The organism is Pseudomonas sp. PVC-3-1 (genome assembly GCF_057444315.1).
In genome coordinates, this window is record NZ_CM172023.1 from 6,318,553 (window position 1) to 6,342,245 (window position 23,693).

The window sequence follows — 23,693 nt, forward strand, 5'->3', positions numbered from 1 at the left end:
CACGGACATATGCTGCATCAATTGACCCTCGCCGAAGTCGCCCGCGGACTCGCCGACAAGCAATTCTCCGCCCAGGAACTGGCCACTGCCCTGCTCGCGCGCATCCAGCAGCTCGACCCGCAGCTGAACAGTTTCATCACCGTCACCGAAGAGAGCGCCCTGGCCCAGGCCAAGGCGGCCGACGAGCGGCGCGCCAAAGGCGAGACCGGTGCCCTGCTGGGCGCGCCGATCGCCCACAAGGACCTGTTCTGCACCCAGGGCGTGCGCACCAGCTGCGGTTCGAAGATCCTCGACGCTTTCGTCTCGCCCTACGACGCCACTGTCGTCGAGCGCCTGGCCGACGCCGGCACCGTGAGCCTGGGCAAGCTGAACATGGACGAATTCGCCATGGGTTCGGCCAACGAATCCAGCCACTACGGGCCGGTGAAGAACCCCTGGGATACCTCCCGCGTGCCGGGCGGCTCCTCCGGCGGCTCGGCTGCCGCCGTGGCCGCGCGCCTGATTCCGGCCGCCACCGGCACCGACACCGGCGGCTCGATCCGCCAGCCGGCCGCGCTGACCAACCTCACCGGCATCAAGCCGACCTACGGCCGTGTGTCCCGTTGGGGCATGATCGCCTATGCCTCCAGCCTCGATCAGGGCGGCCCGCTGGCCCGCACCGCCGAGGACTGCGCACTGATGCTCGGTGCCATGGCCGGTTTCGATCCGAAGGACTCCACCTGCGTCGACCAGCCAGTGGACGACTACCTGGCCGCCCTTTCCAAGCCGCTGACCGGTCTGCGTATCGGCCTGCCGAAGGAGTACTTCGGCGCAGGTCTCGACGGCCGCATCGCCGATGCGGTCATGAAGGTGGTCGAGCAGCTCAAGCAGCTCGGCGCGGTGGTCAAGGAGATTTCCCTGCCGAACATGCAGCACGCGATCCCTGCCTATTATGTGATCGCGCCCGCAGAAGCCAGCTCCAACCTGTCGCGTTTCGACGGCGTTCGCTACGGCTACCGCTGCGAAGACCCGAAGGACCTGCAGGACCTGTACAAGCGCTCCCGCGCCGAAGGCTTCGGCGCCGAAGTGAAGAACCGCATCATGGTTGGCACCTACGCGCTTTCCGCTGGCTACTACGACGCGTATTACCTGAAAGCTCAGAAAATTCGCCGCCTGATCAAGAACGACTTCACCAATGCTTTCGCAGAAGTCGACGTGATCCTCGGCCCCACCACGCCGAACCCGGCCTGGAAACTGGGCGAGAAGAACAACGATCCAGTCGCCCAGTACCTGGAAGACATCTACACCATCACCGCCAACCTCGCCGGCATTCCGGGCCTGTCCATGCCCGCCGGCTTCGTCGACGGCCTGCCGGTGGGTGTCCAACTGCTCGCGCCATACTTCCAGGAAGGCCGCCTGCTCAACGTCGCGCACCAGTACCAACTGGTCACCGACTGGCACACACAAGCACCGGCTGGGTTCTGAGGAAGGATTACGATATGCAATGGGAAACCGTGATCGGGCTGGAAATCCACGCACAGCTCTCCACCCAATCGAAAATATTCTCCGGCAGCGCCACCACCTTCGGCGCCGCCCCCAACACCCAGGCCAGCCTGATCGACCTGGCCATGCCCGGCACCCTGCCGGTGCTGAACCAGGAGGCCGTGCGCATGGCCTGCCAGTTCGGCCTGGCGATCAACGCCGAAATCGCCGGGCGCAACGTGTTCGCGCGCAAGAACTACTTCTACCCGGACCTCCCCAAGGGTTACCAGACCAGCCAGATGGACCACCCCATCGTCGGCAAGGGGCACCTGGACATCACCCTGGAAGACGGCACCGTCAAGCGCGTCGGCATCACCCGCGCGCACCTGGAAGAGGACGCCGGCAAGAGCCTGCACGAAGACTTCCACGGCATGAGCGGCATCGACCTGAACCGCGCCGGTACTCCGCTGCTGGAAATCGTTTCCGAGCCGGATATCCGCAGCGCCAAGGAAGCCGTGGCCTACGTCAAGGCGATCCACGCGCTGGTGCGCTATCTGGGCATCTGCGACGGCAACATGGCCGAAGGTTCGCTGCGCTGCGACTGCAACGTTTCGGTACGGCCGAAGGGCCAGGCCGAGTTCGGCACCCGCGCCGAGATCAAGAACGTGAACTCCTTCCGCTTCATCGAGAAGGCGATCAACCACGAAGTGCAGCGTCAGATCGAGCTAATCGAGGATGGCGGCAAGGTCGTGCAGGAAACCCGCCTTTACGACCCGAACAAGGACGAAACGCGCTCCATGCGCAGCAAGGAAGAAGCCAACGACTACCGTTACTTCCCCTGTCCGGACCTGCTGCCGGTGGTGATTGAGCGCGCCTTCCTCGACGACCTGCGCACCCAGCTGCCGGAACTGCCGGACCAGAAACGCGAGCGCTTCGAGAGCCAGTACGGCCTGTCCGCCTATGACGCCAGCGTGCTGTCCGCCAGCCGCGAGATGGCCAACTACTTCGAACAGGTCCAGACCATCTGTGGCGATGCCAAGCTGGCCGCCAACTGGGTGATGGGCGAGCTCTCCAGCCTCCTCAACAAGGACGGCCTGGAAATCGAGCAATCGCCGGTCTCCGCCGAGCACCTGGGCCAGATGATCCTGCGCCTGAAGGACGGCACCATCAACGGCAAGGCCGCGAAGACCGTGTTCGCTGCCCTGGCCGAGGGCGAGGGCTCGCCGGACGAGATCATCAAGGCCAAGGACCTGGTACAGAACACCGATTCCGGCGCCGTCGAGAAGCTGCTGGATGACGTGCTGGCAGCCAACGCCGAGCAGGTCGAACAGTACCGCGCCAGCGACGAAGCCAAGCGCGGCAAGATGTTCGGCTTCTTCGTCGGCCAGGCCATGAAGGCCGCCAAGGGCAAGGCCAACCCGGCACAAGTGAACGAACTGCTGAAGAAGAAGCTCGAAGCCTGAGCCCACACTTCAACGACGCCGGGCTTGCCCGGCGTTTTTTCGTCCGGAGGTTCGATGCTGCGACCCATGGCCCTCGTCGGCTGCCTGGCCTTGCTGGCCGGCTGTAGCACCACGTCATATGACAGCGACTCGGAGGTTTCCGGCCGCGGCTACCGCGCCGAAGGTACCGCGTCCTATTACGGCAAGGCCCACCATGGCAAGCGCACCGCCAGCGGCGAGCGCTTCAACCAGAACGCCCTGACCGCCGCGCACCGCACTCTTCCCTTCGGTACGCGAGTCAAAGTCACCAACCTCGACAACGGCCGCAGCGTCGTCGTGCGCATCAATGACCGCGGGCCGTTCGGCCGCGGGCGGATCATCGACGTCTCGAAAGCCGCTGCCGAACAACTCAATATGCTGCGCTCCGGCACCGCGCCGGTGCGCCTGGAAGGTCTCTGAAGGAGCCAGAATGAGCAACGACAACCGCAAGGCCGGCGAGCAGGTTCGCCGCGAAGTGATGGGCGACGTTTTCGTCGATCGTGCGCTGGGCAACGCCACCGACTTCACCCAGCCGCTGCAGGACTTTGTCAACGAGCATGCCTGGGGTGGCGTGTGGAACCGTGAAGGCTTGCCGCGCAAGACCCGCAGCCTGATCACCCTGGCCGCGCTGACTGCGCTCAAATGCCCGCAAGAGCTGAAAGGCCATGTGCGCGGCGCACTGAACAACGGCTGCACGGTGGAAGAGATTCGCGAAGCGCTGCTGCATTGCGCGGTCTATGCCGGTGTTCCGGCGGCTATCGATGCCTTCCGCGCGGCGCAGGAAGTGATCGACGCGTGGCAGGCAGACCAGAACGCCTGATTCAGACGTTACGTAGGAGCGGACTCCGTCCGCGATAGGTCCGAATCGCGCCGGATGCCATCGCGAACAAAGTCCGCTCCTACGCAGGCCTGAACATTCATTTATGGATAACTGAACCGCTTCACCAGGGTCAGCTCACCCGGCTGGCGCATCGGGATCAGGAAGGACTCCTGCTTCTCGTTCACCGTGCCCTCCTCCGTGACGATGGTCACCTGCGCCGTGGTCAGCGGCTTGGCTGCATTCACGTCGCCGGAGCTTTCGTCCGAACTCCAGCCGCCACCGTAGTAGTTCACATAGACCAGGTACTGCCCCTTGAGCGGAGTTGGGCTGGCGATGATTTCCGGGCCATAGCCAGTGGTCACGTCGACGTCCTGGGCCGCGCCGTTGGGCAGTGAGCGGTTGCCGTACCAGACGTGCCCACCATCGGGCGTCACCAGGTGCAGATCAAGGTCGGTATTGTCCGAATCCCAGGACAGCATGACCCGCAGCTTGGCCGCCACCTCGCCACCACCGCCGCCGTGGTAGAACTGCACGCGCTTGCGCTGCTGGCCGTCCGGGCTGACGACTTCGACGCTGTTGGAGCCCGCCGGGAAGGCGAACGGACGGTCGAACCGTCCGTCACTTTCGACCCGCATCGGCATGGCCACGCCATTGACCACCAGGCGTGCCGGTTCCTTGCTGTCCTTTGGCAACCCACGGATTTCGCCACGGATGCGCGCGGTGTCGGACTGGTCCTCCCGCGAGTTCACCGAGGACGCCGGGTAGTTCACCGTCTGCCGGAAGTCGGCCTTGTCGCCGTCGCCCGAGCGCCAGCCGCCCAGTGGGGTATCCAGGCTGATCGGCGATTCGGCGGCCTGCGCACCCAACGGAATCAGGCTGGCAAGCAGGGACAGGCGGAGCACATGGGCGAGTTTCATGCTGATCATTCCAGTATCAGGCGACGGGCCAGGCTTTCCACGTAGCCCTCGTCTTGTCCATTGGGGTGCGCCTGGAAAGCCAGGTGCAGATATTCATGAGCCAGGTCGAGGCGATCCTGCTGGGAGTAGAGGCCGCGCACGTAGATGCGCTGGCGTTCCCGGTCAACGTAGGGCCGGCCGCTGCTCAGGCGGCACACGGCGAACGACTGCAACTCCTCATAGCCTGCCTCGGTTTCCAGGCGCGGACGCCAGTCCCGCCGTTGCGCCTTCAGCCAACGCTCCGCCTCCGGTAGCGGCTGGCAGGCGGCGATCGGATTGCTCCAACGGCTGAGGCTTGTGCGCGGGAAAGCGCGAGCAAGGATCGCGTCATAGCGCAGGCCCTTGGCTGCCTGTTCCTGAGCGTCGCGCCAGGACAGTTTCGACTGCCCCGCCTCGTCCGAGTGATAGGTGACGGTGCCACCGGCCAGCACCAGGTCGGCCGTCCAGGCGGCAATGCCCCGCGCCGCTTCGCTGGCCGGGCGCGGCGCCACGCGCTGGCGCTGGCTGCTGTCGTCGATACTCAGGCAGTCGCCGCGCGGCGCGCCGTTCTGCAACAGATAAGTGCGGATGGTCACCGCCAGCGCCTTGGCCGCCTCCGGCGGCGTAGCGGACGCCTCGCGATCCAGCACGCGGGCGACGTACTCCTCGCGGGACAGGCGCGCAGTCAGGCGTGGGCCTTCGGCACCGCGCTCGAGGAACAGATCGCCGCTGCTGCTCACATCCAGTCGGACGCCATTGGCGAACAACACACTCTGCCGGCCCGCCAACAGGCCTTCGGTGGCAGGTTGATTGCGTACGTCGTAGACCTCTTTCAGCGGATAGCGGCTGAACAGCCCCACCTCCACGCAGCGCCCAGGATCACTGGGCCACGGAGCCGGCAAGGCGCCGCCGATTGCGTTGCCGTACTTCGCCAGCACCGTCTTGCTGGTGCCCGGGCCGCGAGCCCAGAGTGGCGTCCCGTCCACCAGCCACCCGGCAAAGCCACCCTCGCGCGGGCCATTCTCGTCCCAGCTCCAGGTTTTCACCCGCAGGCGTCCGCCCAGTGAAGCCGCGGCGCGACCGTCATCCGCGGCGAGACTGACGTCCAGCAGTACCTTCCGGGCCTGCTCCTGGGCGGGCAGGTGTTGAAGTTGTTCGAGCAGTTCGGCAACCGGGACTTCGGTCCGCGGCGCCAGCTTGTCCAACTGAGTGACCCAGGCCGGCGCATAGCGCGCCTGCCAGTATTGCTGCCAGACCGAACGGTCGATGCCCAGGCGCTGCGGCTGGAAATACAGGCCACAGGACTTCACCAGCGCGGCATCACGCTCGATGCTCTGCCCCGCCGAGCAGCAGTAGACCTCTTCCTTGCTCTCGCCACGGCACTGGTAGGCCGGCTCCTGCTGGCCCGTGTCGCTGAGCCAGACGTAGACGAACAGCTTCCACAGGCTACCCAGCGGCGCGCGCAGGTCCGCGGGCAGCGGCTGGCGATCAAGCACCTGCTGCGGCCCGAGCCGCAGCAGCTCGTCGCCCTGCGCTGTGCGCCAGGCCAACTGCGCCTGCTCCTGCGAGCTGGGCGCCGCCAGGGCGCTCAGCGGCAACAACAGAATCAGTCCGGCGAGGCGCACGCGCATGGATTACTGGACCTTGATCTTCGCCAGGGCCGGCTGCTGCTCCAGCGCCTGCTCCTGCGGCGCATAGAGGCGCTGGTAACGCGCCGGCGGGAGGACGAACTCGCCTTTCTGCGAGAAGCGGACCAGATGGCGGAAGCGCAGCTCGCCGCCCAGGGTATCCACAGGCACGCCGTAGAACAGGTCGCCGGGTTCGTTGCGAGCGCGCTCCAGGCTGGTCGCCTCGACACCGCCCAGACCGCTGATCTGCAGGCCCCAGGTGGTGCGCTCGACGTCCGCGCCCGGCGGCAGCGGCACTTCCAGCATGCCGTAGCGCAGGGCTTGCGCCTGCTCGGTGGTCAGAGTCACTTCGTCGAGGTACAGCTCGTCGCTGGACAGCGGCTTGTCGCCCAACGCCTCGGCACTGAAGGCGAAGGCGTCTTCGCCCGGCACCAGGCGCAGCAGGCGACGCTTGATGCTCACCGGCAACTGGCTGGCCGGCGCTTCGGCGCTGCGGAAGGTCACGGAAGCGTTGAGCGGACGCGACGGCGCGGCGCTCAGGTCCAGCTGCGCGGGCACCTCCTTACCCTGCCAATGCCAGAAGGCATCGCCGGTGGTGCTGCGGCCTTCCTTCCAATCCGCCACCGGTTTGGGCAGCTCGGCAGCCGGAGCATCGGCCACGGCGCGCTGCATCCAGGTCAGCGCGAGGGCGCGTTCGATAGTGGACTGCTGCGGCGCCAGGCTCAGCAGCAGCGCGCGGGCGCGGTTGGCGTCCACGCTACCGCTATAGAGCTGCACGGCACGGGCGAACGGCTGATCACTGGTGTTCAGCTTCAGGCGTGCGCCATCCAGTTGCTTGGCGAAGCCTTGCGGCAGCGCGACCTTGTTCTGCTCGGCCAGGCTGGCCGTCAGCACACGAGCCACTGCCAGGCCCAGTTCAGAGTCCGGCCGGCCCATGACCAGGCTGTCGTCGCTGTCAAAATCGTTCACCGACTTCGCCGCCTCGCCGTTGCCGGCGTTCTCCAGATCGGTGAGCAGACCGCTGACCAGCGTCTGCACCGGCAACTTCATGTCACGGGCGAAAGCCAGGATCAGCGCGCGCTGCAGCAGCGGCGTGGCGCTGGCACGCGCGGAGTAAAGCTCCAGCACGCGCTGCCAGTGATCCGGCGGCAGCTGGATTTCCAACGCGCGGCTGGCGTGCCAGTCGGCGTAATAGGCGTACGCGGTAAGGAAGGCGTCATTGTCTTCGCCGCCCCACCAGGTGAAGTACGCGTCCGGACCGGCCATCTGCACCAGACGCAGGCGGCTGGTCTGCATGATCAGGCGCAGACGGTCGCGAACCCGCGGCTCGCCGTTCGCCAGCATCGGATAGGCGACGCTCAGGGGCAGCAGTTGGCTGGCGGTCTGCTCGACACCACCCCACGGATAGTCGAGCAGCGAATCGAGGTTGCCGCGCAGCAGGGCCTGGGCGCTGTCGTCCAGGCGCAGAGTGACATCGCGGGCATCCGCCGGAAGTTGCAGCGGAGTGTTCTGTGCGTTGACCTGCAGCGGCTTGGACTGCAGCACTTGCCAGCTGTCGGCCACCAGGCTGAAGTGAACGCCGAGGCTATCGCGAATCTGGCTGTCCTGGCGCAGCTCGACGGTCCAGTCACCCTCGTTCAGTGGCTGCTGCGGCAGGGCGATATAGTTGACGCCACGCTTGAGCTCCAGTGCCTGCGTCTTCTCAACGCCGTTGGCGCGGATCAGCAGCTCGGCCTTGGTGTCCTGCTCACCCTGGTTGAAGACGAACAGGCCGAGGTCCGGAGCGTCGCCGCTGCGGAAACGTTTCGGCCCGCTCCACTTCAGATACAGCGGTTTCTCGGAGCGGATGAACTGTTTCTTCTGGCCGACCTGGCCTTCGTCATCCATGGCCCGAGCAGTGATACGCCAGCGAGTCAGTGAGTCGGGCATGCGGAACTTGAACTGGGCCTTGCCGTTGGCATCGGTGACCAGCTCCGGTTCCCAGGCGGCGGTGTCCACTTCCTCGCGGCGCGGGCGCTCCAGCACCTTCACGCCACGCTCGCTGCGGTTGGCGCGGCCGGGCGCGCTGGGTGTGCCAGGCAGTGCCACGTCGTAACTGATGAACGCGAGGCTGGCGCTGGTGCGCACGTTGTTGCGCCGCGGATGGTAGAAGAACTGGTCGATGCCTGGGGCGATCTCCGGCTGCAGCGCGTAGATCATCTCGTCCACCACACTCACGGTGAGATGGCTGGCGACGGGTTTGCCGGCGTAGCGGGTGTCGAGGTTGACGGTGACCGTCTCGCCCGGCTCGTAGCGCTCCTTGTCGGTGCTGACGGCAATCTCCACCTGCGGCACGGCGACCTTGATGCCGGCGTTCTGGAAGCTGTAGTCACCGCTGCGGGTGTAGAGCACGGAGAAGGTCAGGTTCGGCGAGAACTCCGGCTTCACCGGAATGCGTGCGCGGTACTGCGTGGGGTTGAGCTTCTCCAGCTTCAGCCAGTCGCCGCCCTTGGACAGCAGCGCGGTGGCCTCGACCTTGTCGCGCTCCAGCGACAGCAGCGCATCATCCACCGGCTCGGGGAAGGTAATCAACGCCAGCGCTTCTTCACCCGCCTGGTACTCGGCCTTGTCGAGGACGATTTCCACGGTACCCGGTACGGCTTTGACGCCATCGCCGCTGACCGAGTGGCCGGTACCGCCGAGCAGTTGGCCGGCCTTGTCACGCAGTTCGACACTGTAGGTGCCGGGCTTGTCGAAGGTGATGGCGAACTTGCCGTCGGCCACTGTGCCGTCGCCGCTGCTGCGATCTTCCAGGCGCAGCCAGCGGTAGGCGGTCGGCTGGATCTGCGTCTGTTGTTCAGCGGCATAGCTGAATTCGACCTTGTCACCAGCGGCGCTGAAGCGCTGCGGTGCGCTCACGCGGTAGCGCGCGGCGCCCCGTTCGATGAGGATTTCCTTGCTGGTTTTCACGCGATACGCGGCGCCATCGCTGGCGAACACGGTGAGCATGTAGCGGCTGGGTTTCTCCGCTGCCGGCAGGTCCAGCGCGGCGCGGCCCTGGTCGTCGGTGGTGATCTGTGCGCTCGACAGCTCCACGGGGAATTGGCCGAGGTACTGCAGTTCGTTGTCCACCATGGACAGCTGTTGCGCGCGCAGGCTCAGCTCCAGGCGAGCGTTGGCCACCGGCTTGCCGTCCGGGTAGAGCAGGATCAGGTTGCCCTTTACCGGCTCGCCGGTCTTGAAGTCGGGCTTGGCGAGGTCGAGGGAAATCTCGAAGTGCGGCTTGATGTACTCGGCAACGCGGAAGGCGCTGCTGTAGGTCTGGTCGCGGTAGTCGAAGCGCAGCTCATAGCCACCGGCTACGGCGTTGGCTGGCAGCTGGAAGCGACCGTTGGTGCCGCTCTTGGCGTCGTACTTGAGGTCGAGCGTCTGCAAGGTGGTACCGGCGGCATCGATCACCGACAGGCGCAGCGGCGCGCTCTGCGGCGACTGCGACTCGCGGGAGTTCTTGAACTCGCGGCCGACGATCTTCAGCGATACCCAGTCACCCGGACGGTAAAGCGGGCGGTCGGTAAAGGCATAGAGCTTGGTGTCGTAGATTTCGCTGTCGTAATAGAAGTTTTCGGAAACGAAGACGCCGCCCTCCTCGTCCTCACCAATCACGAAGGAGCGCTCGGGGCTGACGTGTTGCAGGCGCAGCAGGCCGTCGGCATCGCTGCTCCCGCTGCTCATCACGCCCAGGCCATCGGTCCACAGTACCTTGGCGCCCCCCACTGGCGTGCCTTCATGCTTGCGCGCGGTCCACACCAGCAGCTCGTTGCCGGCGATCTTGCTCACCGCAACGCTGTTGGAGACGAACACCACGGTGGTCGCACGGTATTTGCCGACCAGCGCTTCGACCAGGTACAGGCCGGGTTTCAGCTTGCCCAGCGGTACATAGACGTTGCCCGGGGCGACGTTGATGAATTCGCTGGAGGAGCCAGCCAGGGTGACTTCCTTCGGCGGCTGGATCGGCTTGGCATCCCACAGCGGATAGCGGAACTGGCTGACCATCGGCAGTCCGGGGATCGGCGCGTACTGCGGCTGCGCATCGTACGGGGTCGGCGCGCGCATGGCATTGCCCATCTTCAGCTCGGGCACTACCTCGGTGACCTGCTGACGCGACTCATAGGAGAAGGTCCGCTGCATCACCCGACGCGACTTGCGGTACCAGTTGTCCCACAGGTAGGCCAGGGTATTGGACAGCCCCTCGCCCTTGAACTGCCCTTCGGACAGCACGCGGTGCAGGTTCTTCTGGCGCTTGAGGAAGTCCAGCGGCTGGTCGATGCGGTAGACGCGGATGTCTGCGCCGCCGTAGGGCTCCATGCGGTAGCGGCGGTAGTCGCGACCGGGCGCTTCCAGGCGCACCTTGGCCACTTCGTCTGAGGCGAAGCTCGAGTCGGCTAGCAGGAAGAACGACTCGCCGGCCATGGGCGTGTAGCCGCTCGCCGGGACGTCGTCGTCCGCCTGCACGATCGCAGGCGCGGCGGCGAACAGGCCGGCGCAGGCCAGAGCAGCGACAATGCCGCGCAGCGCGCTCATCGGGTCAGGAAGGACAAGCGATAGACGCCGATAAAGTTGGGATTGGATTCGTCGGGTATCCATCGGGTGTCCTTCCATGTCATGAGTTGTTGCAGGCTGACCGAGCGCATGCCGTTGTCGGTCGCCGTACGAGTGCCGGTGTGATAAGCGATATCGCGGCCCATCCAGATCATCAGATGCTGGTCATCGCCCTGGTCGAAGAACATCAGGTCGCCGGGGCGCGCCTGGTTGAGGTCGCGGCCGATGAGCTGGCTGTTGTATTGAATGAGTTTGATCGCGTTGACATAGGGGCCGGTCTTGCCGCCCCCCTGCTGCCAGCTCTGCGCGAGATTGCGCTGCGCGTCGGACAGTTCCAGCTCCGGCGGCAGGTAGCGGTTGGACATGCCATTGGCGCGCAGCCACTTGGCGTCGTGCACCTTCAGCGCCTCGTTGGCGGCGAAGCGTACCAGCCCTGCACAGTCCTGCTGGTACCAGCGCGGGTTCGGCCCGCGGCGCAGCTGCTCCTCGGCAATGCGCACGAACCAGGCGCGGAACACCTGGGTCTGCTGCGCATCCAGCGCCGGCTCGGTCGCATGCGCCAGCGTGGCGACAAGCAGACTGGCCAGCAGCATGAGGGGTTTGCGGATCACAGCGCCTTCCATTCCAGCGGCAGCCACTCCCACTCGCCGCTGGGCTCGCTGCCGGCCGGCAGGGTCAGGGCGTAGGAGCCGTTGCCGGCGAGGGTCTTCAGGCGTGGCAGGAGCAGCGTGTCAGCGGCGTTGCGGAACACCGGCTCGATGTCCTGCGGCAGGCTGTCGAGGGTTTCGCGCTGGAGCAGTGCTGACAGCGTCTTGGGCGCCAGGTAGGCGGGCACCAGAGCATCCTTGGGCAGTACGTCGGCCAGCGGCGGGAAGCGCTTGGCCAGGGTGTTGCGCGCCTTGTCCAGCAGCTTGTCGTCGATGGAGAAGAGCAGCGTGTTGCCGTCGCGTAGCAGGCTGACACGGAAGAAGCCATTGCCGCTGACCTGGTCGGGGTTCTCCGCCTCGCTGGCCGGGTACTGGCCGAAGCGCGAGCTGACCTGGCGTTGCCACAGACGACCTTCGCCCTCGGCTCGACTTTCAACCTCGAAGGCGCCGGCCTCCACGTTGGCCTCGTAGGCGCCGATCATGCTGCCGAAGAGCTTGCCCAGTTGCTCGTCCAGTTCGGGACTGGCCGGCGCGTCGAGCTTCACCGCGAGCAGCGGCGAGTGCAGGCGCGACTCCGGGTACCAGCACAGGCCGGCGGCACCGGAGAGATGCTCGGAGAACGCGGCGGCCATCTTCTGCTCGGCGCCGAGCTTCACCAGCATGTTGTCGTACAGGCCCGGCGTAACCGGCAGCGCGACGCACGCGCTGGCGCCCATGGGCATGGCCTGCCAGACGGGGGTGAAATCCAGGTCCGGCTGGCGGGCGACCTCATTGAGCGCCAGGTAGCTGTGCCAACCGTCCTTGCCCTGATCGAAGCGCACGCCTGCGAAGGTCGGGATGAAGCGTTGGTAGCCCATGGCGAGCACACCGGCACCCAGGGTGATGCGCTGCTTCAGCTCACCGCGCGGCTCCAGGGCGAAGTCCTCGGCAAACAGCGGTTCGCCTTCCAGCGCGGTGCCCAGGTCCTTGGCGATGGCCGCGTCGGGCTCGCCCAGGTTGTCGTAGTCCGGGTTTGGGAAGAGCATCTTCGGGTTCGACAACACCAGCATCTGGTCGCCACGGGAGACGAACAGCAAGGCCTTCTCGGCACCGTAGCGCAGGCTGTAGACCGGCGTGGCGCTGCCCTTCACCTGGATTTCCGAGACCTTCTTCAGTTGGGTGTCATCGGCCGCGACTTTGGCCAGCGGCTCCAGTACCTTGGCCAGCCCACCACGCTTGAGCACCACCATGAAGTCGCGCAGGCGGCCGTCGGCGCCACGCCACAGGGCGACCTGCGCCGGCTGGTCGAGCAACTCCTCGATCACGCTGTCCTTCAGAGTCAGGTCGTGTTCGTAGACGATGCGTCGCAGGGTGCCGGTCAGGCCCAGGCGGTCGGCGTTGTTCTCGTAGTAGAAGACGAAGTCCTCGGTGAGCACATCGCGCAGCAGCGGCACTTCCAGCAAGGCCTTGGGCAACTGGCTGAGGGAGGCGCTTTCGATCAGCGCGTCCGGGCGCTTGAGGTCGCGGACCACTTCCGGGCTCTCCGGCGCTTCCAGGGTGCCCACCGGCGCCGAGTGGAAGGCGGGAATCAGGCCGAAGGCCAGGGCCAGGCCACCGGCGACCAAGGCGGCGGCGAGCGCGCCGATGGCGATCAGCGGGCCACGGCGCGGAGCCTGTGCCGGCGGCGTAGGGGTACTGTCTTGGCTGCTGGAGGGCGTGTTGTCGCTCATGGATCGCTTGTCCCGTGTCATCCCTGCGAGGGGCGAATTCAGTAGTTGAAGGTCTTCACCAGCACCAGATCACCGATGGTGCGCATGGGCACCACGAAGGTCTCGCGCTTCTCGTTGACGGTATTTTCGTTGAACACCAGGTTGATCTCGGCGGTGATCACATCCTGCTCGTGATTGCCTTCCTGGAAGTTGTAACCCTGGCTGGCGTTGTAGTTGCCCCAGTAGTTCACATAGACCAGGTAGGTGCCATGCAGCGGCGCAGCCATGGTGAACATTTCCGGGCCGGGGCCATCGACGCCGTCCGGGTCGAGGCCGCCGCCGTTGCTCAGCCGCGGCCGCGCCCAGAAGGCATGCTGGCCGTCAGGCGTGACAATATGCAGGTCGAGCTCGGCCTTGGGGTCGTTCCAGCCCAGCGCCAGGCGGATGCGTGGCGCGACCCGACTGTTGTTGGCTTCATAGAACTGGATGCGCTTGAGGGATTTGCCCTCGGCACTGGCCACTTCGACGCTGTTGCTGCCAGCACCGAAGTTGTACGGGCGGACAAACTTGCCTTCGGCGTCGGTATAGAGAGGGAGCGGGTTGCCGTTGACTACCAGGCGCTGGGCGCGGTCGATACCGGCCACTTCGCGCAGATGGCCTTCGATCAGGCTGCGGCCACGGGAACCGCCCCGGTCGATGGGTGGCGTGGGATAGGCCACGCGAGGCACGCTGGGATCATCGGTCAGGCCGGAATAACGCCAGCCGGCGGCAGGGCTGGAGAGGTCCGCACTCGGCTCGGCAGCAACCGTCGCAGCCAGGAGACTGGCTGATAAAAAGAAGACGGCACGAACCATCCGACGCGTGAGCTGCATGAACATTCCTTGATCGTGCATAGCGGGGGAGCCAAATGTAACCGGTCTTGTCGACGCGCGGAACGGCGTTCGCGCGGCGTTGCGACATAGAGCGATCTTTCAGAAATTTCCTACAAGCTGAATCGCCATTTACCCAACACCAATTGGAAGAATCTCGACTTCCCTCGAGTCACATCCAGCCGCCCCACTGCAGGACGAAGATGCCGACATTGGTGGTCAGCGCCGCCACCAGGGTGGTGATGACGATGATCGACGCCGCCAGCTCGTGGTTGCCATTGGCCGCACGGGCCATGACATAGCTGGCCGCCGCCGTGGGGCTGGCGAAGTAAAGGAACAGCACGCCCAGTTCGGCTCCGCGGAAGCCCAATGCCCAGGCGACGGAGGTGCAGATCAGCGGCAGCCAGACCATCTTCATCAGGCTCGCGCTGATCGCCAGCCCACCGCTCTCGCGCAGCGAGGCCAGCGACAGGGTGCCGCCGATACACACCAGCGCCAGCGGCAAGGTCATCTGGGCGAAGTAGTCGGCGGAGGTCAGCAGCCACTTCGGCAGGCCGATACCGAACCAGGAGAACGGCAGCGCCGCCAGAACACTGATGATCAGCGGGTTGCAGATGACGTTGCGCGCAATGCTCAGCGGATCGGACTTCATACTCGGGCTGTAGATCGCCAGCACCACCGAGGACAGCATGTTGTAGCAGAGGATCACCAGCGCGGCGAGGACCGAGCCCAGCGCCAGACCATGGTCACCATACAGGCTGGTGGCCAGTGCCAGACCGATGATGCCGTTGTTGCCACGGAACGACCCCTGAACGTAGACGCCCCGCTCCGCGCGCGGCACCCGCCATGCGGCCCAGCCCCAGGCAAGCAGGAAACCCGCCAGGGTCGCCGCACAAAAGTACAGCAGCACTTCCGGGCGCGCAGCGCTGTGCAGGTCGGAGTGGTAGATGCCGAGGAAGAGCATCGCCGGCATAGTGGCGTTGAAGACCAGCGCCGACGCTGTCTGGATGAATTCCGGATTGATCGCCCCGACGCGGCGCAACAGCACTCCAAGGAAAAGCATGGCGAAGACCGGAGCAGTGATGCTGAAGGTCTGGAGCAGGAGTGCGAGCATGGGGCGAAACGATCTGGGCGGAGGGGGCGACAATCATAGCAAGCTAAGTACCCACTGCGCCGGGGCAAATCAGGCTTCGACTTCCTCTTCGCGCACCGGAGCCGGCAGCTCCAGCGGCTTGGGGGCCTCACCGTCAGCCAGGCGGGTCAGCTTGCCGTCCACCGTAGCGCCGTTTTCCATGCTCAGTTGGCGATACTGGATATTGCCGACCACCCGCGCATTGGAGTGCAGCTCCAGCAGGTGCTCGACGTACAGGTCGCCGATGATGGTGCCGTCGATCAGCGCGTCGTAGCTGCTGACGTTGCCCTCGATCCGCCCTTCCGCGCTGAGCGCCAGCAGGCTGGCCGCGCCGGGCTTGTGACAGACATTGCCCTTCACGGTACCGAGTATCTTCAGGCCATCCTGAAACTGCATATCGCCAACCAGGTCCACATTGCCCGACAGCAGGCTGGAGAACTTGTCCACCGACACTTGCGGGCCTTTCTTCTTGCTGTTGCTGAACATCGCAATTCCTCGCGCGTACTACTTGCCAGGTTTCTGCTGGCGGTAGAACGCCTGCTCCGTCTTCAGTTGCTTGATCTGGGCGGACATCACGTCGATGCGACGCATCAGTTGGTCGCGATTCGCCATTTCTTCGTTCACTTGCAAGCGCTCCCTTTCCAGGGCCTCGCTCAATTCCTGGTTACGCGCCTCGAGTTCGGCGATCCGCTGTTGCGCCTGCTGGTCATCACCCTGGCGCATCCAGTACACGGCGACGGCGGCAGCCACCGCGATCACCAACACCAGCGCCACCCAGACCAGCCAGCCATGACCGCGGGGAACATGAGGCCGGTGCTCGGCATGCAGCAACTGACGGGTATCGAGTTTTCTAGTCCGCGGCCATGCCATCGCTGTCTATCTCCATCCCGCCCAGCGAAAGGAAGTTCTGCGGGTCGACGAACTCGCCCTTGAGCAATACTTCGAAATGCAGGTGCGCTCCCGTCGAGCGGCCGGTCGAGCCTACCGCGGCAATCTTCTGCTCCGGCAACACGACATCGCCGACCTTCACGAAGACTTTCGACGCGTGCGCATAGCGCGTGACCAATCCATTGCCGTGGTCAATCTCCACCAGGTTTCCATACGATGTATGCGGACCCGCGGCGATGACGCGGCCACCGGCAGCGGCGTGAATCGGCGTGCCGATCGGCGCAGAGAAATCCTGCCCGGAATGGAAGGCCAGGCGCCGATTGAAAGGATCGACTCGATTGCCGAAGGGCGAACCCAGGCGAGCGTCCTCCAGCGGTCGGCGCGCGGGGATGGCCATGAAATCGGCATTGCGCCGGGCGACCTGATCCATCAATTGGTCGAAGACACGGCGCAGGCAGCGGACGGATTGCTCGCTCTGGGTCAGGTCGGTGGCCGCGGCGGTACCGCAATCTCGCGGCGGCAACAGGACCCCGCCTTCGCCCTTGGTGCTGACCGGTTTCGGCTTCGGAATCAGCGTGGGGTCGAGCCTGGTGACCTTGCGGGTGATTTCCTGCTGGCTATCCACTGCCTTGAGCAAGTAGGCAGCGTCTTTCTCCAGCACCTGCAGGCGCCCAGCCAGTTCACCGACACGTTCGGCGGTGAAGCGTTCCTCGGAGGCATCAGGGGTGGTGGCCTCGGTGGCCGTCACCACCGGTTGCACAGGAAGCCCCGCGGGCTGGCGGCCGATCCACAGCCCACCGGCAAACGCCGCGATGGCCAGGACGATGGCCATGCACGCGGCACCCAGCACGTACCGGCGCGTGTCGACCAGGCGCAGGTCCGAGCGGGTCAGGGCTTGCCGTGACGGGGAAAGGGATTTCATGGCGGTACCGTTGGAATGCATTCGGCCCGACGGGGTAACCGCCGGGGTGCACAGGGTACCTGTTATTGAAAACTTCGCAGCGGCTAAACACTGAAAAATGTAAATAAATAAGAAGAAATCATCCCGTCTGAGAAGACTTTCAGATGTTTCCCACTAACCTGATCACAATATCCCAGTGAATCAAACTGCCACTACGCTGGCAAAACAGACTCGATCTCCTGCAAACGATGTTCCTCCAGACGCAGTTGGCGCGGATGGAATCGCTTCAGGCTTACCCGGTGGCCAATGCTGACCAGGGTGACGCCCGGCAACTGGTCTAGGAGCACCTGATAAAGGGCGGCTTCGTCGGTTTCATCCAGTGCGGAGGTAGCCTCGTCGAGGAACAGCCACTGCGGCGCATAGAGCAACGCACGGGCAATAGCCATACGCTGCTGCTCGCCCGGAGAAAGGAGGCGTTGCCAATGGTCGGCTTCGTCCAGGCGCGGTATCAGGGAATCCAGGCGGCACAGGTGCAGCACCTGCTTCAGTTGTTCGGGATCGTGACGATCGCCCTGCTCCGGATAGCACAGCGCCTCGGCGAGCGTACCGATGGGCAGGTAGGGTTTCTGCGGGACGAACAGGCTGCGCGCCTCAGGCATCTGCACCACGCCGCTGCCGTAGCGCCAGAGGCCGCTCATCGCTCGCAGCAGGGTGCTCTTGCCACCGCCGGACGGCCCACCGATCAGCACGTGCTCGCCGGTATTGACTGCCAGGCTGGTGGGCTGCAGCAGCTCACGGCCGTTGCCCAGGCTGAGGGTGAGGTTGTGCAGTTGCAGGTTATCGCCGGACTTGCGCACGTCGATATTGGCCGATTCCTGGGCGATGTCAGCCATGGCGCCACGGAAGCTCAGTAGACGGTCACAGGTAGCGCGCCAGTTGGCAAGGCTGGCGTAGGCGTCGATGAACCAGCTCAGGCCATCCTGCACGTTGCTGAAGGCGGAGTTGATCTGCATGAGTTCGCCCAGTTGGATCTTGCCGGCGAAGTAGCGCGGCGCGGCGACGACCAACGGGAAGATAATGGCGATCTGGGCGTAGCCGGAGCTGAAGAAGGTCAGGCGCTTCTGCACCTTCATCAACTCCCAGAAATTACCCCAGACATTGCGGAAGCGCGTCATCAGCCGTTCGTTCTCGTTGGCCTCGCCGTTGTACAGGGCGATGCTCTCGGCATTCTCGCGAACGCGCACCAGACCGAAACGCAGGTCCGCCTCGAAGCGCTGCTGCTGGTTGTTCAGGCTGATCAGGCGACGGGCAATGAGGTGGGTCAGCCAGCTACCGACCGCAGCGTAGAGCAGCGCGGCCCAGAACATGTAACCGGGGATGGTGATGCCGAACAACTCGATGCTGCCGGAAACGCCCCAGAGAATGACCGAGAAGGACACCAGGCTGACCACATTGCGGATCAGGCCCAGGCCCAGAGTCAGGGTAGTGTCGGTGAAGTTGTTGAGGTCTTCGGTCAGACGCTGGTCAGGGTTGTCGGTGTGGCCGCGTTGTTCCAGGCGGTAGTAGTTCTTGTCGCCGAGCCAGGCGGCGAAGTGCTTCTCCGTCAGCCAGCGGCGCCAGCGGATGGTCAGCATCTGGGTCAGGTAGAGGCGGTAGACGGCGATCAGAATAGCCGCCGCGGCGATGCCGCAGAAGTACAGGACCAGTCGGATGAAGGAGTCGACGTCCTTGTTCTGCAGGGCGTTGTAGAAGTCACGGTACCAGCTGTTAAGCCAGACCGAGACGGCTACGCCGACCAACGACAGGGCGATCACCACGATCAGCAGCAACCAGGCCATCCCCTTCTCTTCGCTGCGCCAGTAGGGCGCGGTGAGTTGCCAGACTCGGTGGAAGAAGCGGCTGCGAACGGCATCGTTCGCGGCGCGGTATTCGGCGCTGTCGGTCATGGGGATGGGCTCGCACGGCTGTACATACAAAAAAGGAGCGCTCATTGGCGCTCCTTTGTGTTATCGATCGCTTAACGCCTCACCGGGCGCTTCTGCAGCTTACGTTGCAATGTGCGCCGGTGCATACCCAGCGCTCGGGCGGTCGCGGAGATGTTGCCGTCATGTTCGGCAAGCACGCGCTGGATATGTTCCCACTGCAGACGGTCGACCGACATGGGGTTTTCCGGCACCAGGGTTTCCAGGTCCGCATGTTGCGACAGCAGCGCGGTCAGCACGTCGTCGGCGTCAGCCGGCTTGCACAGGTAGTTGGTGGCGCCGCGCTTGATGGCCTCGACCGCGGTAGCGATGCTGGAATAGCCGGTGAGGATCACCACACGCATCTCGGCATCGAGCTCGAGCAGCTTGGGCAGCAGCACCAGGCCGGAATCGCCGTCCATTTTCAGGTCCAGCACGGCGTAGTCGGGCAGATCTTCCTTGGCCATGGCCAGGCCTTCCTCGGCGGAGCCGGCGACCGACACCCGCAACCCGCGACGGGTCATGGCGCGGGCCATGACGCGGGTAAAGGTGGCATCGTCGTCCACCAGCAGCAGGTGGGGCTGCTCTTCGCCTTCGAACAGGATCTCTTCGCTCATGGTACTTCCTCGCGGGCGCGGCAATCAGGCCACGCCATAGCTTCTGGGCAGACGCAACTCCGTCAGAGTGCCGCCATCTTCATGGTTATACAACTTCACCGTTCCACCTGCGCGGGTCACGCTGGCCTGGCTGAGGAACAACCCCAGGCCAAAGCCCTTGCCCTTGGTGGTGAAGAACGGCTTGCCGAGCTGTTCGGCAATGGCCAGCGGCACGCCCGGGCCCTGATCGCGGATGCTCAGGCAGATTTCTCCGGCATCCCAGTCCAGGCGGATGTCCAGATCGTCCGGACAGGCGTCCGTCGCGTTATTGAGCAGGTTCAGCAACGCCTGGCTCAGGTCGGTCGGCGGAGTCATCCGCGGCGCCTTGCCCTTGCCCAGCGTCTGGTAGCGATAGCTCGCCTCGGGGCGCATCAGGTGCCAGCGGCGCAGCACCGATTCAACCCATTCGTTGGCGCCCTGCTCTTCCACTGCCTGGCGACGATCCGCTTCGGCGGCACGTACCAGGTGCTGAAGAGTAGTCTTGCAGAGCTTGACCTGCTCCTGCAGCAGGGCGAGATCTTCCTGCAACATCGGCTGGTCCGCATTGGTCTGGCGCAATTCCTTGAGCAGTACGCTCATGGTCGCCAGCGGCGTGCCCAGTTCGTGGGCGGCACCAGCGGCCTGGGTGGCGACGGCCAGCAACTGCTGGTCACGCATGCCTTCCTCGCGGCGCTGGGCCTGCAGTTGTTCCTGCCGGCGCAACGCCTCGGACATGCGGGCGACGAAGAAGGTGATCAGTGCGGCGGCCAGGGCGAAGCTCAGCCACATCCCGTATATCAGCAGGTTGTCGCGTTGCCCCGCGGCCATCTCCAGCGGGTGGAACCACACCAGCAGCACCGTGTAGCTGGCCAGCGCGAGACCGGCCAGGGCGATGGTGTAGAGCCACGGCAGAGTCGCCGCGGCGATGGTCAACGGCACCAGGTAATAGGAGACGAAGGGGTTGCTCGACCCGCCCGAGTAATAGAGCAGCACGCTGTGGATGACCAGGTCGCAGGCCAACTGGACGGCGTACTCCAGTTCGGTCACAGGCCACGGGCCGCGCAGGCGCAGCGCGGTGCCAAGGCACAGCACGAGGGATACGCCGATGGTCACGCCGAGCGCGAGCCAGGGCAGCTGGATCAGCTGGGCCTTGTAGGCAAGCCCGACGGAGCCGGCCTGGGCGGCGAGCACGAGAATACGGATGAGCGTCAGATGCAGAAGGTTCTGACGACTGGCGGAAAGCTGGAAAACCGGTGGGCGCATGGTGAATTCCGGAATTTGCGCGAGTATAGCCAAGAGCCCCCTCCTCTTTATGCGGCATAGCGCCACAGCATACTCCAGCGCGCGCTGTGACGGCCGCCTCAGCCCGAAACAATTGGTGACACCCGCCGTTAACCCGTACTCGAACCATTCCTCGTCAAAGGGTCTGACAGTCCTCGCCACTGCCTCTACTAAGCTGTGGCCCGGACATTTTCTGGAGCAAGGAGTCATCCATGTCTGTACTGAAGAAACCCTTCACCGCCATCGCCGCCGCCATCGCCCTGTGCGCCACCAGCCTGGGAGCCCTGGCAGACGAACCTCGCTACAACCAGGTTTCGCTGCGCGCCGAGGTCAGCCAGGAAGTCGCCCACGACCTGATGCACGTGACCCTGTTCAGCGAAGGCCAGGCCAGCGACCCGGCGAAACTGGCAGCCGAGACCACTACCACGCTGAACGCGGCGCTGGAGCAGGCGCGCAAGGTCAAAGGCGTGACCGTCAGCCTGGGCAGCCGCAACAGCTACCCGGTGTATGACGACAAGGGCCAGAAGATCACCGCCTGGCGCGAGCGTGCGGAAATCCGCCTGGAAAGCACCGATTTCGCAGCCCTCTCGCAACTCACCGCCGACCTGCTGGGCAAACTGAAGATGGGCAGCATGGACTTCAGCATCGCCGACGCCACCCGCGCGAAAAACGAGGACGCGATGATGAAAGGCGCGGTGGATGCCTTAAAGGCACGCGCCCAGGTACTCACCGACGCGCTCGGCGGCAAGGGCTACAAGCTGGTCAGCCTGAACCTGAACACCTCCGGCGCACCGCGCCCGATGCCGGTGATGCGCATGGCCGCCGCCAAGTTCGCCTCCATGGATTCAGCCCCGGCGCAGGAAATCGAAGCCGGCACCAGCCAGGTCACCGTCAGCGCTGACGGCACGATCGAGGTGCAGATGCCGTAACACCCGCGGCCTCTTCCAGCGCGGCGCCTTGGGGACCGGGGCGCCGTCGCTCGACTGCACGGTTCCCATTGTCGAAATTGCGACATTCCCTTGCACCCGCGTCACAACTTCTACACTCATCCCCGCCAGCAGCTTGCGCCCGGCATGTGCCGTGCATAGTTTCACGCAACGCAGCTCACGAGGCTGCCCCTCGATGACAACCAGAATAAACAGAGGTCCGTATGCGTAAGAACGCCGTCATCCGCTCCATGATCGCCGCTGGGCTGATCGCCAGTGCCCCGCTCGCCCACGCCGCCAACAACCTCGTCTATTGCTCCGAAGGCAGCCCGGCAGGCTTCGACCCCGGCCAGTACACCACCGGCACCGACTTCGACGCCTCGGCCGAAACGGTCTTCAACCGCCTCACCCAGTTCGAGCGCGGCGGCACCCAGGTCATCCCGGGCCTGGCGGAAAAGTGGGATGTATCCGATGACGGCAAGACCTACACCTTCCATCTGCGCTCGGGCGTGAAGTTCCACACCACCGACTACTTCAAGCCGACCCGCGAGTTCAACGCCGACGACGTGCTGTTCACCTTCAACCGCATGCTCGACAAGAATCACCCGTTCCGTAAGGCATACCAGACCGAATTCCCGTACTTCACCGACATGGGCATGGACGCAAACATCGCCAAGGTGGAGAAGGTCGATGACAAGACCGTCAAGTTCACCCTCAACGAAGTCGACGCCGCGTTCATCCAGAACCTGGCCATGAGCTTCGCCTCGATCCAGTCCGGCGAATACGCCGACCAGTTGCTCAAGCAGGGCAAGGCCGCCGACATCAACCAGAAGCCGATCGGCACCGGCCCGTTCGTGTTCAGTCGCTACCAGAAGGACGCGATGATCCGCTTCAAGGCCAACCCGGACTACTGGAACAAGGGTGAGGTGAAGATCGACAACCTGATCTTCGCCATCAACACCGACGCCTCGGTGCGCATGCAGAAGCTCAAGGCCAATGAGTGCCAGATCACCCTCTTCCCGCGCCCCGCCGACCTGGAAGCGCTGAAGAAGGACGCGAACCTGAACATGCCGTCGCAGCCAGGCTTCAACCTTGGCTACATCGCCTACAACGTCCTGCACAAGCCGTTCGACAAGCTCGAAGTGCGCGAAGCGCTGGACATGGCGGTGAACAAGAAGGCCATCATCGATGCCGTCTACCAGGGCGCCGGCCAGCTCGCCGTGAACGGCATGCCGCCGACCCAGTGGTCCTACGACGACACCATCAAGGATGCCGGCTACAACCCGGAGAAAGCCAAGGAACTGCTGAAGAAGGCCGGCGTTGCCGAAGGCACCGAGATCACCTTGTGGGCGATGCCGGTGCAGCGCCCCTACAACCCCAACGCCAAGCTGATGGCCGAGATGCTGCAATCCGACTGGGCCAAGGTCGGCATCAAGGCGAAGATCGTCACCTACGAGTGGGGCGAGTACATCAAACGCGCCAAGGGCGGCGAGCACGACGCCATGCTGATCGGCTGGAGCGGCGACAACGGTGATCCGGACAACTGGCTGGGCACCCTGTATGGCTGCGACGCAGTGGACGGCAACAACTTCTCCAAGTGGTGCGACCCGGCCTACGACAAGCTGATCAAGGATGCCAAGCGCACCCCGGACCAGGCCAAGCGTACCGAGCTGTACAAGCAGGCCCAGCACATCCTCAAGGAGCAGGTGCCGATCACCCCGATCGCCCACTCCACCGTGTACCAGCCGATGCGCAAGACGGTGCAGGACTTCAAGATCAGCCCGTTCGCGCTGAACTCCTTCTACGGCGTCAGCGTAGGCAAGTAAGGCCAGAGGCCGCCGCTCACACCGGCGGCCTTTTTC

At 64.7% G+C, this 23,693-nt stretch carries 19 protein-coding genes; 6 read left to right on the top strand and 13 right to left on the bottom strand.

Annotated features, from left to right (window positions below):
* The first annotated feature begins 9 nt into the window (after positions 1-9).
* Genes gatA through AC2T4A_RS29160 form a run of 4 tightly spaced genes read left to right on the top strand, consistent with a single transcriptional unit; the run spans position 10 to position 3,762 of the window.
* Positions 10-1,464 (top strand): Asp-tRNA(Asn)/Glu-tRNA(Gln) amidotransferase subunit GatA, encoded by a 1,455-nt coding sequence (gene gatA / locus AC2T4A_RS29145; protein WP_486742399.1) that lies wholly within the window; start codon positions 10-12, stop codon positions 1,462-1,464.
* Between the two features lie 14 nt (positions 1,465-1,478).
* Positions 1,479-2,924, top strand: a complete 1,446-nt coding sequence (gene gatB, locus AC2T4A_RS29150) for an Asp-tRNA(Asn)/Glu-tRNA(Gln) amidotransferase subunit GatB (protein ID WP_486742400.1) — start codon at positions 1,479-1,481, stop codon at positions 2,922-2,924.
* 54 nt (positions 2,925-2,978) lie between these two features.
* Complete coding sequence (locus AC2T4A_RS29155; RefSeq protein ID WP_478377300.1) at positions 2,979-3,362, top strand: septal ring lytic transglycosylase RlpA family protein; 384 nt, start codon at positions 2,979-2,981, stop codon at positions 3,360-3,362.
* 10 nt (positions 3,363-3,372) lie between these two features.
* A complete protein-coding gene (locus AC2T4A_RS29160; protein ID WP_478377301.1) occupies positions 3,373-3,762 on the top strand; it encodes a carboxymuconolactone decarboxylase family protein in 390 nt (129 codons plus the stop codon).
* Between the two features lie 101 nt (positions 3,763-3,863).
* Here the strand turns inward: AC2T4A_RS29160 and AC2T4A_RS29165 are convergent, their stop codons facing one another.
* The 13 genes from AC2T4A_RS29165 to AC2T4A_RS29225 all read right to left on the bottom strand — a co-directional run bounded on the left by AC2T4A_RS29165 (position 3,864) and on the right by AC2T4A_RS29225 (position 20,887).
* Complete coding sequence (locus AC2T4A_RS29165) at positions 3,864-4,679, bottom strand: YfaP family protein (protein WP_138521215.1); 816 nt, start codon at positions 4,677-4,679, stop codon at positions 3,864-3,866.
* Positions 4,680-4,684: 5 nt separating this feature from the next.
* Positions 4,685-6,328, bottom strand: a complete 1,644-nt coding sequence (locus tag AC2T4A_RS29170; protein WP_486742401.1) for a DUF2300 domain-containing protein — start codon at positions 6,326-6,328, stop codon at positions 4,685-4,687.
* Between the two features lie 3 nt (positions 6,329-6,331).
* On the bottom strand, positions 6,332-10,885 hold the full coding sequence (locus tag AC2T4A_RS29175) for an alpha-2-macroglobulin family protein (protein ID WP_486742402.1): 4,554 nt from the start codon (positions 10,883-10,885) through the stop codon (positions 6,332-6,334).
* On the bottom strand, positions 10,882-11,496 hold the full coding sequence (locus AC2T4A_RS29180) for a DUF1175 domain-containing protein (protein WP_416744966.1): 615 nt from the start codon (positions 11,494-11,496) through the stop codon (positions 10,882-10,884). The genes AC2T4A_RS29175 and AC2T4A_RS29180 overlap by 4 nt, the downstream gene beginning before the upstream one ends.
* A 14-nt stretch (positions 11,497-11,510) precedes the next feature.
* On the bottom strand, positions 11,511-13,259 hold the full coding sequence (locus tag AC2T4A_RS29185) for a DUF2138 domain-containing protein (RefSeq protein WP_486742404.1): 1,749 nt from the start codon (positions 13,257-13,259) through the stop codon (positions 11,511-11,513).
* Positions 13,260-13,297: 38 nt separating this feature from the next.
* The gene (locus tag AC2T4A_RS29190; RefSeq protein ID WP_416744965.1) at positions 13,298-14,092 is read right to left on the bottom strand and encodes a YfaP family protein; all 795 of its coding nucleotides are present in this window, start codon (positions 14,090-14,092) and stop codon (positions 13,298-13,300) included.
* A gap of 187 nt (positions 14,093-14,279) precedes the next feature.
* Positions 14,280-15,221 carry an AEC family transporter gene (locus AC2T4A_RS29195; RefSeq protein ID WP_486742405.1) on the bottom strand — a complete coding sequence of 314 codons (942 nt, stop codon included), beginning with the start codon at positions 15,219-15,221 and terminating at the stop codon, positions 14,280-14,282.
* Between the two features lie 69 nt (positions 15,222-15,290).
* A complete protein-coding gene (locus AC2T4A_RS29200) occupies positions 15,291-15,725 on the bottom strand; it encodes a bactofilin family protein (protein ID WP_416744825.1) in 435 nt (144 codons plus the stop codon).
* An 18-nt stretch (positions 15,726-15,743) separates the two neighbouring features.
* Positions 15,744-16,109: a hypothetical protein gene (locus AC2T4A_RS29205; RefSeq protein WP_416744824.1), complete on the bottom strand. Its 366-nt coding sequence runs from the start codon at positions 16,107-16,109 to the stop codon at positions 15,744-15,746.
* Complete coding sequence (locus AC2T4A_RS29210) at positions 16,090-17,049, bottom strand: M23 family metallopeptidase (protein WP_478377306.1); 960 nt, start codon at positions 17,047-17,049, stop codon at positions 16,090-16,092. Before AC2T4A_RS29210 ends, AC2T4A_RS29205 begins: the two co-directional genes overlap by 20 nt.
* Positions 17,050-17,240: 191 nt before the next feature.
* On the bottom strand, positions 17,241-18,974 hold the full coding sequence (locus AC2T4A_RS29215) for an ABC transporter ATP-binding protein/permease (RefSeq protein ID WP_486743738.1): 1,734 nt from the start codon (positions 18,972-18,974) through the stop codon (positions 17,241-17,243).
* 71 nt (positions 18,975-19,045) lie between these two features.
* A complete protein-coding gene (locus AC2T4A_RS29220) occupies positions 19,046-19,606 on the bottom strand; it encodes a response regulator transcription factor (protein ID WP_017518181.1) in 561 nt (186 codons plus the stop codon).
* A 24-nt stretch (positions 19,607-19,630) separates the two neighbouring features.
* On the bottom strand, positions 19,631-20,887 hold the full coding sequence (locus AC2T4A_RS29225) for an ATP-binding protein (RefSeq protein WP_416744822.1): 1,257 nt from the start codon (positions 20,885-20,887) through the stop codon (positions 19,631-19,633).
* Positions 20,888-21,117: 230 nt separating this feature from the next.
* Between AC2T4A_RS29225 and AC2T4A_RS29230 the strand changes: the two genes are divergently transcribed.
* Together AC2T4A_RS29230 and AC2T4A_RS29235 are read left to right on the top strand one after the other, a co-directional pair.
* Complete coding sequence (locus AC2T4A_RS29230) at positions 21,118-21,834, top strand: SIMPL domain-containing protein (protein WP_486742406.1); 717 nt, start codon at positions 21,118-21,120, stop codon at positions 21,832-21,834.
* A 221-nt stretch (positions 21,835-22,055) separates the two neighbouring features.
* Positions 22,056-23,657 carry an ABC transporter substrate-binding protein gene (locus AC2T4A_RS29235; protein WP_416744820.1) on the top strand — a complete coding sequence of 534 codons (1,602 nt, stop codon included), beginning with the start codon at positions 22,056-22,058 and terminating at the stop codon, positions 23,655-23,657.
* Positions 23,658-23,693: the final 36 nt, after the last annotated feature.

What these genes read in the sequence shown, in the direction of transcription:
- gatA (WP_486742399.1), top strand. Translation starts at nt 10, where the DNA reads ATGCTGCATCAATTGACCCTCGCCGAAGTCGCCCGCGGACTCGCCGAC.
- gatB (WP_486742400.1), top strand. Translation starts at nt 1,479, where the DNA reads ATGCAATGGGAAACCGTGATCGGGCTGGAAATCCACGCACAGCTCTCC.
- AC2T4A_RS29155 (WP_478377300.1), top strand. Translation starts at nt 2,979, where the DNA reads ATGCTGCGACCCATGGCCCTCGTCGGCTGCCTGGCCTTGCTGGCCGGC.
- AC2T4A_RS29160 (WP_478377301.1), top strand. Translation starts at nt 3,373, where the DNA reads ATGAGCAACGACAACCGCAAGGCCGGCGAGCAGGTTCGCCGCGAAGTG.
- AC2T4A_RS29165 (WP_138521215.1), bottom strand. Translation starts at nt 4,679, where the DNA reads ATGAAACTCGCCCATGTGCTCCGCCTGTCCCTGCTTGCCAGCCTGATT.
- AC2T4A_RS29170 (WP_486742401.1), bottom strand. Translation starts at nt 6,328, where the DNA reads ATGCGCGTGCGCCTCGCCGGACTGATTCTGTTGTTGCCGCTGAGCGCC.
- AC2T4A_RS29175 (WP_486742402.1), bottom strand. Translation starts at nt 10,885, where the DNA reads ATGAGCGCGCTGCGCGGCATTGTCGCTGCTCTGGCCTGCGCCGGCCTG.
- AC2T4A_RS29180 (WP_416744966.1), bottom strand. Translation starts at nt 11,496, where the DNA reads ATGCTGCTGGCCAGTCTGCTTGTCGCCACGCTGGCGCATGCGACCGAG.
- AC2T4A_RS29185 (WP_486742404.1), bottom strand. Translation starts at nt 13,259, where the DNA reads ATGAGCGACAACACGCCCTCCAGCAGCCAAGACAGTACCCCTACGCCG.
- AC2T4A_RS29190 (WP_416744965.1), bottom strand. Translation starts at nt 14,092, where the DNA reads ATGGTTCGTGCCGTCTTCTTTTTATCAGCCAGTCTCCTGGCTGCGACG.
- AC2T4A_RS29195 (WP_486742405.1), bottom strand. Translation starts at nt 15,221, where the DNA reads ATGCTCGCACTCCTGCTCCAGACCTTCAGCATCACTGCTCCGGTCTTC.
- AC2T4A_RS29200 (WP_416744825.1), bottom strand. Translation starts at nt 15,725, where the DNA reads ATGTTCAGCAACAGCAAGAAGAAAGGCCCGCAAGTGTCGGTGGACAAG.
- AC2T4A_RS29205 (WP_416744824.1), bottom strand. Translation starts at nt 16,109, where the DNA reads ATGGCATGGCCGCGGACTAGAAAACTCGATACCCGTCAGTTGCTGCAT.
- AC2T4A_RS29210 (WP_478377306.1), bottom strand. Translation starts at nt 17,049, where the DNA reads ATGAAATCCCTTTCCCCGTCACGGCAAGCCCTGACCCGCTCGGACCTG.
- AC2T4A_RS29215 (WP_486743738.1), bottom strand. Translation starts at nt 18,974, where the DNA reads ATGACCGACAGCGCCGAATACCGCGCCGCGAACGATGCCGTTCGCAGC.
- AC2T4A_RS29220 (WP_017518181.1), bottom strand. Translation starts at nt 19,606, where the DNA reads ATGAGCGAAGAGATCCTGTTCGAAGGCGAAGAGCAGCCCCACCTGCTG.
- AC2T4A_RS29225 (WP_416744822.1), bottom strand. Translation starts at nt 20,887, where the DNA reads ATGCGCCCACCGGTTTTCCAGCTTTCCGCCAGTCGTCAGAACCTTCTG.
- AC2T4A_RS29230 (WP_486742406.1), top strand. Translation starts at nt 21,118, where the DNA reads ATGTCTGTACTGAAGAAACCCTTCACCGCCATCGCCGCCGCCATCGCC.
- AC2T4A_RS29235 (WP_416744820.1), top strand. Translation starts at nt 22,056, where the DNA reads ATGCGTAAGAACGCCGTCATCCGCTCCATGATCGCCGCTGGGCTGATC.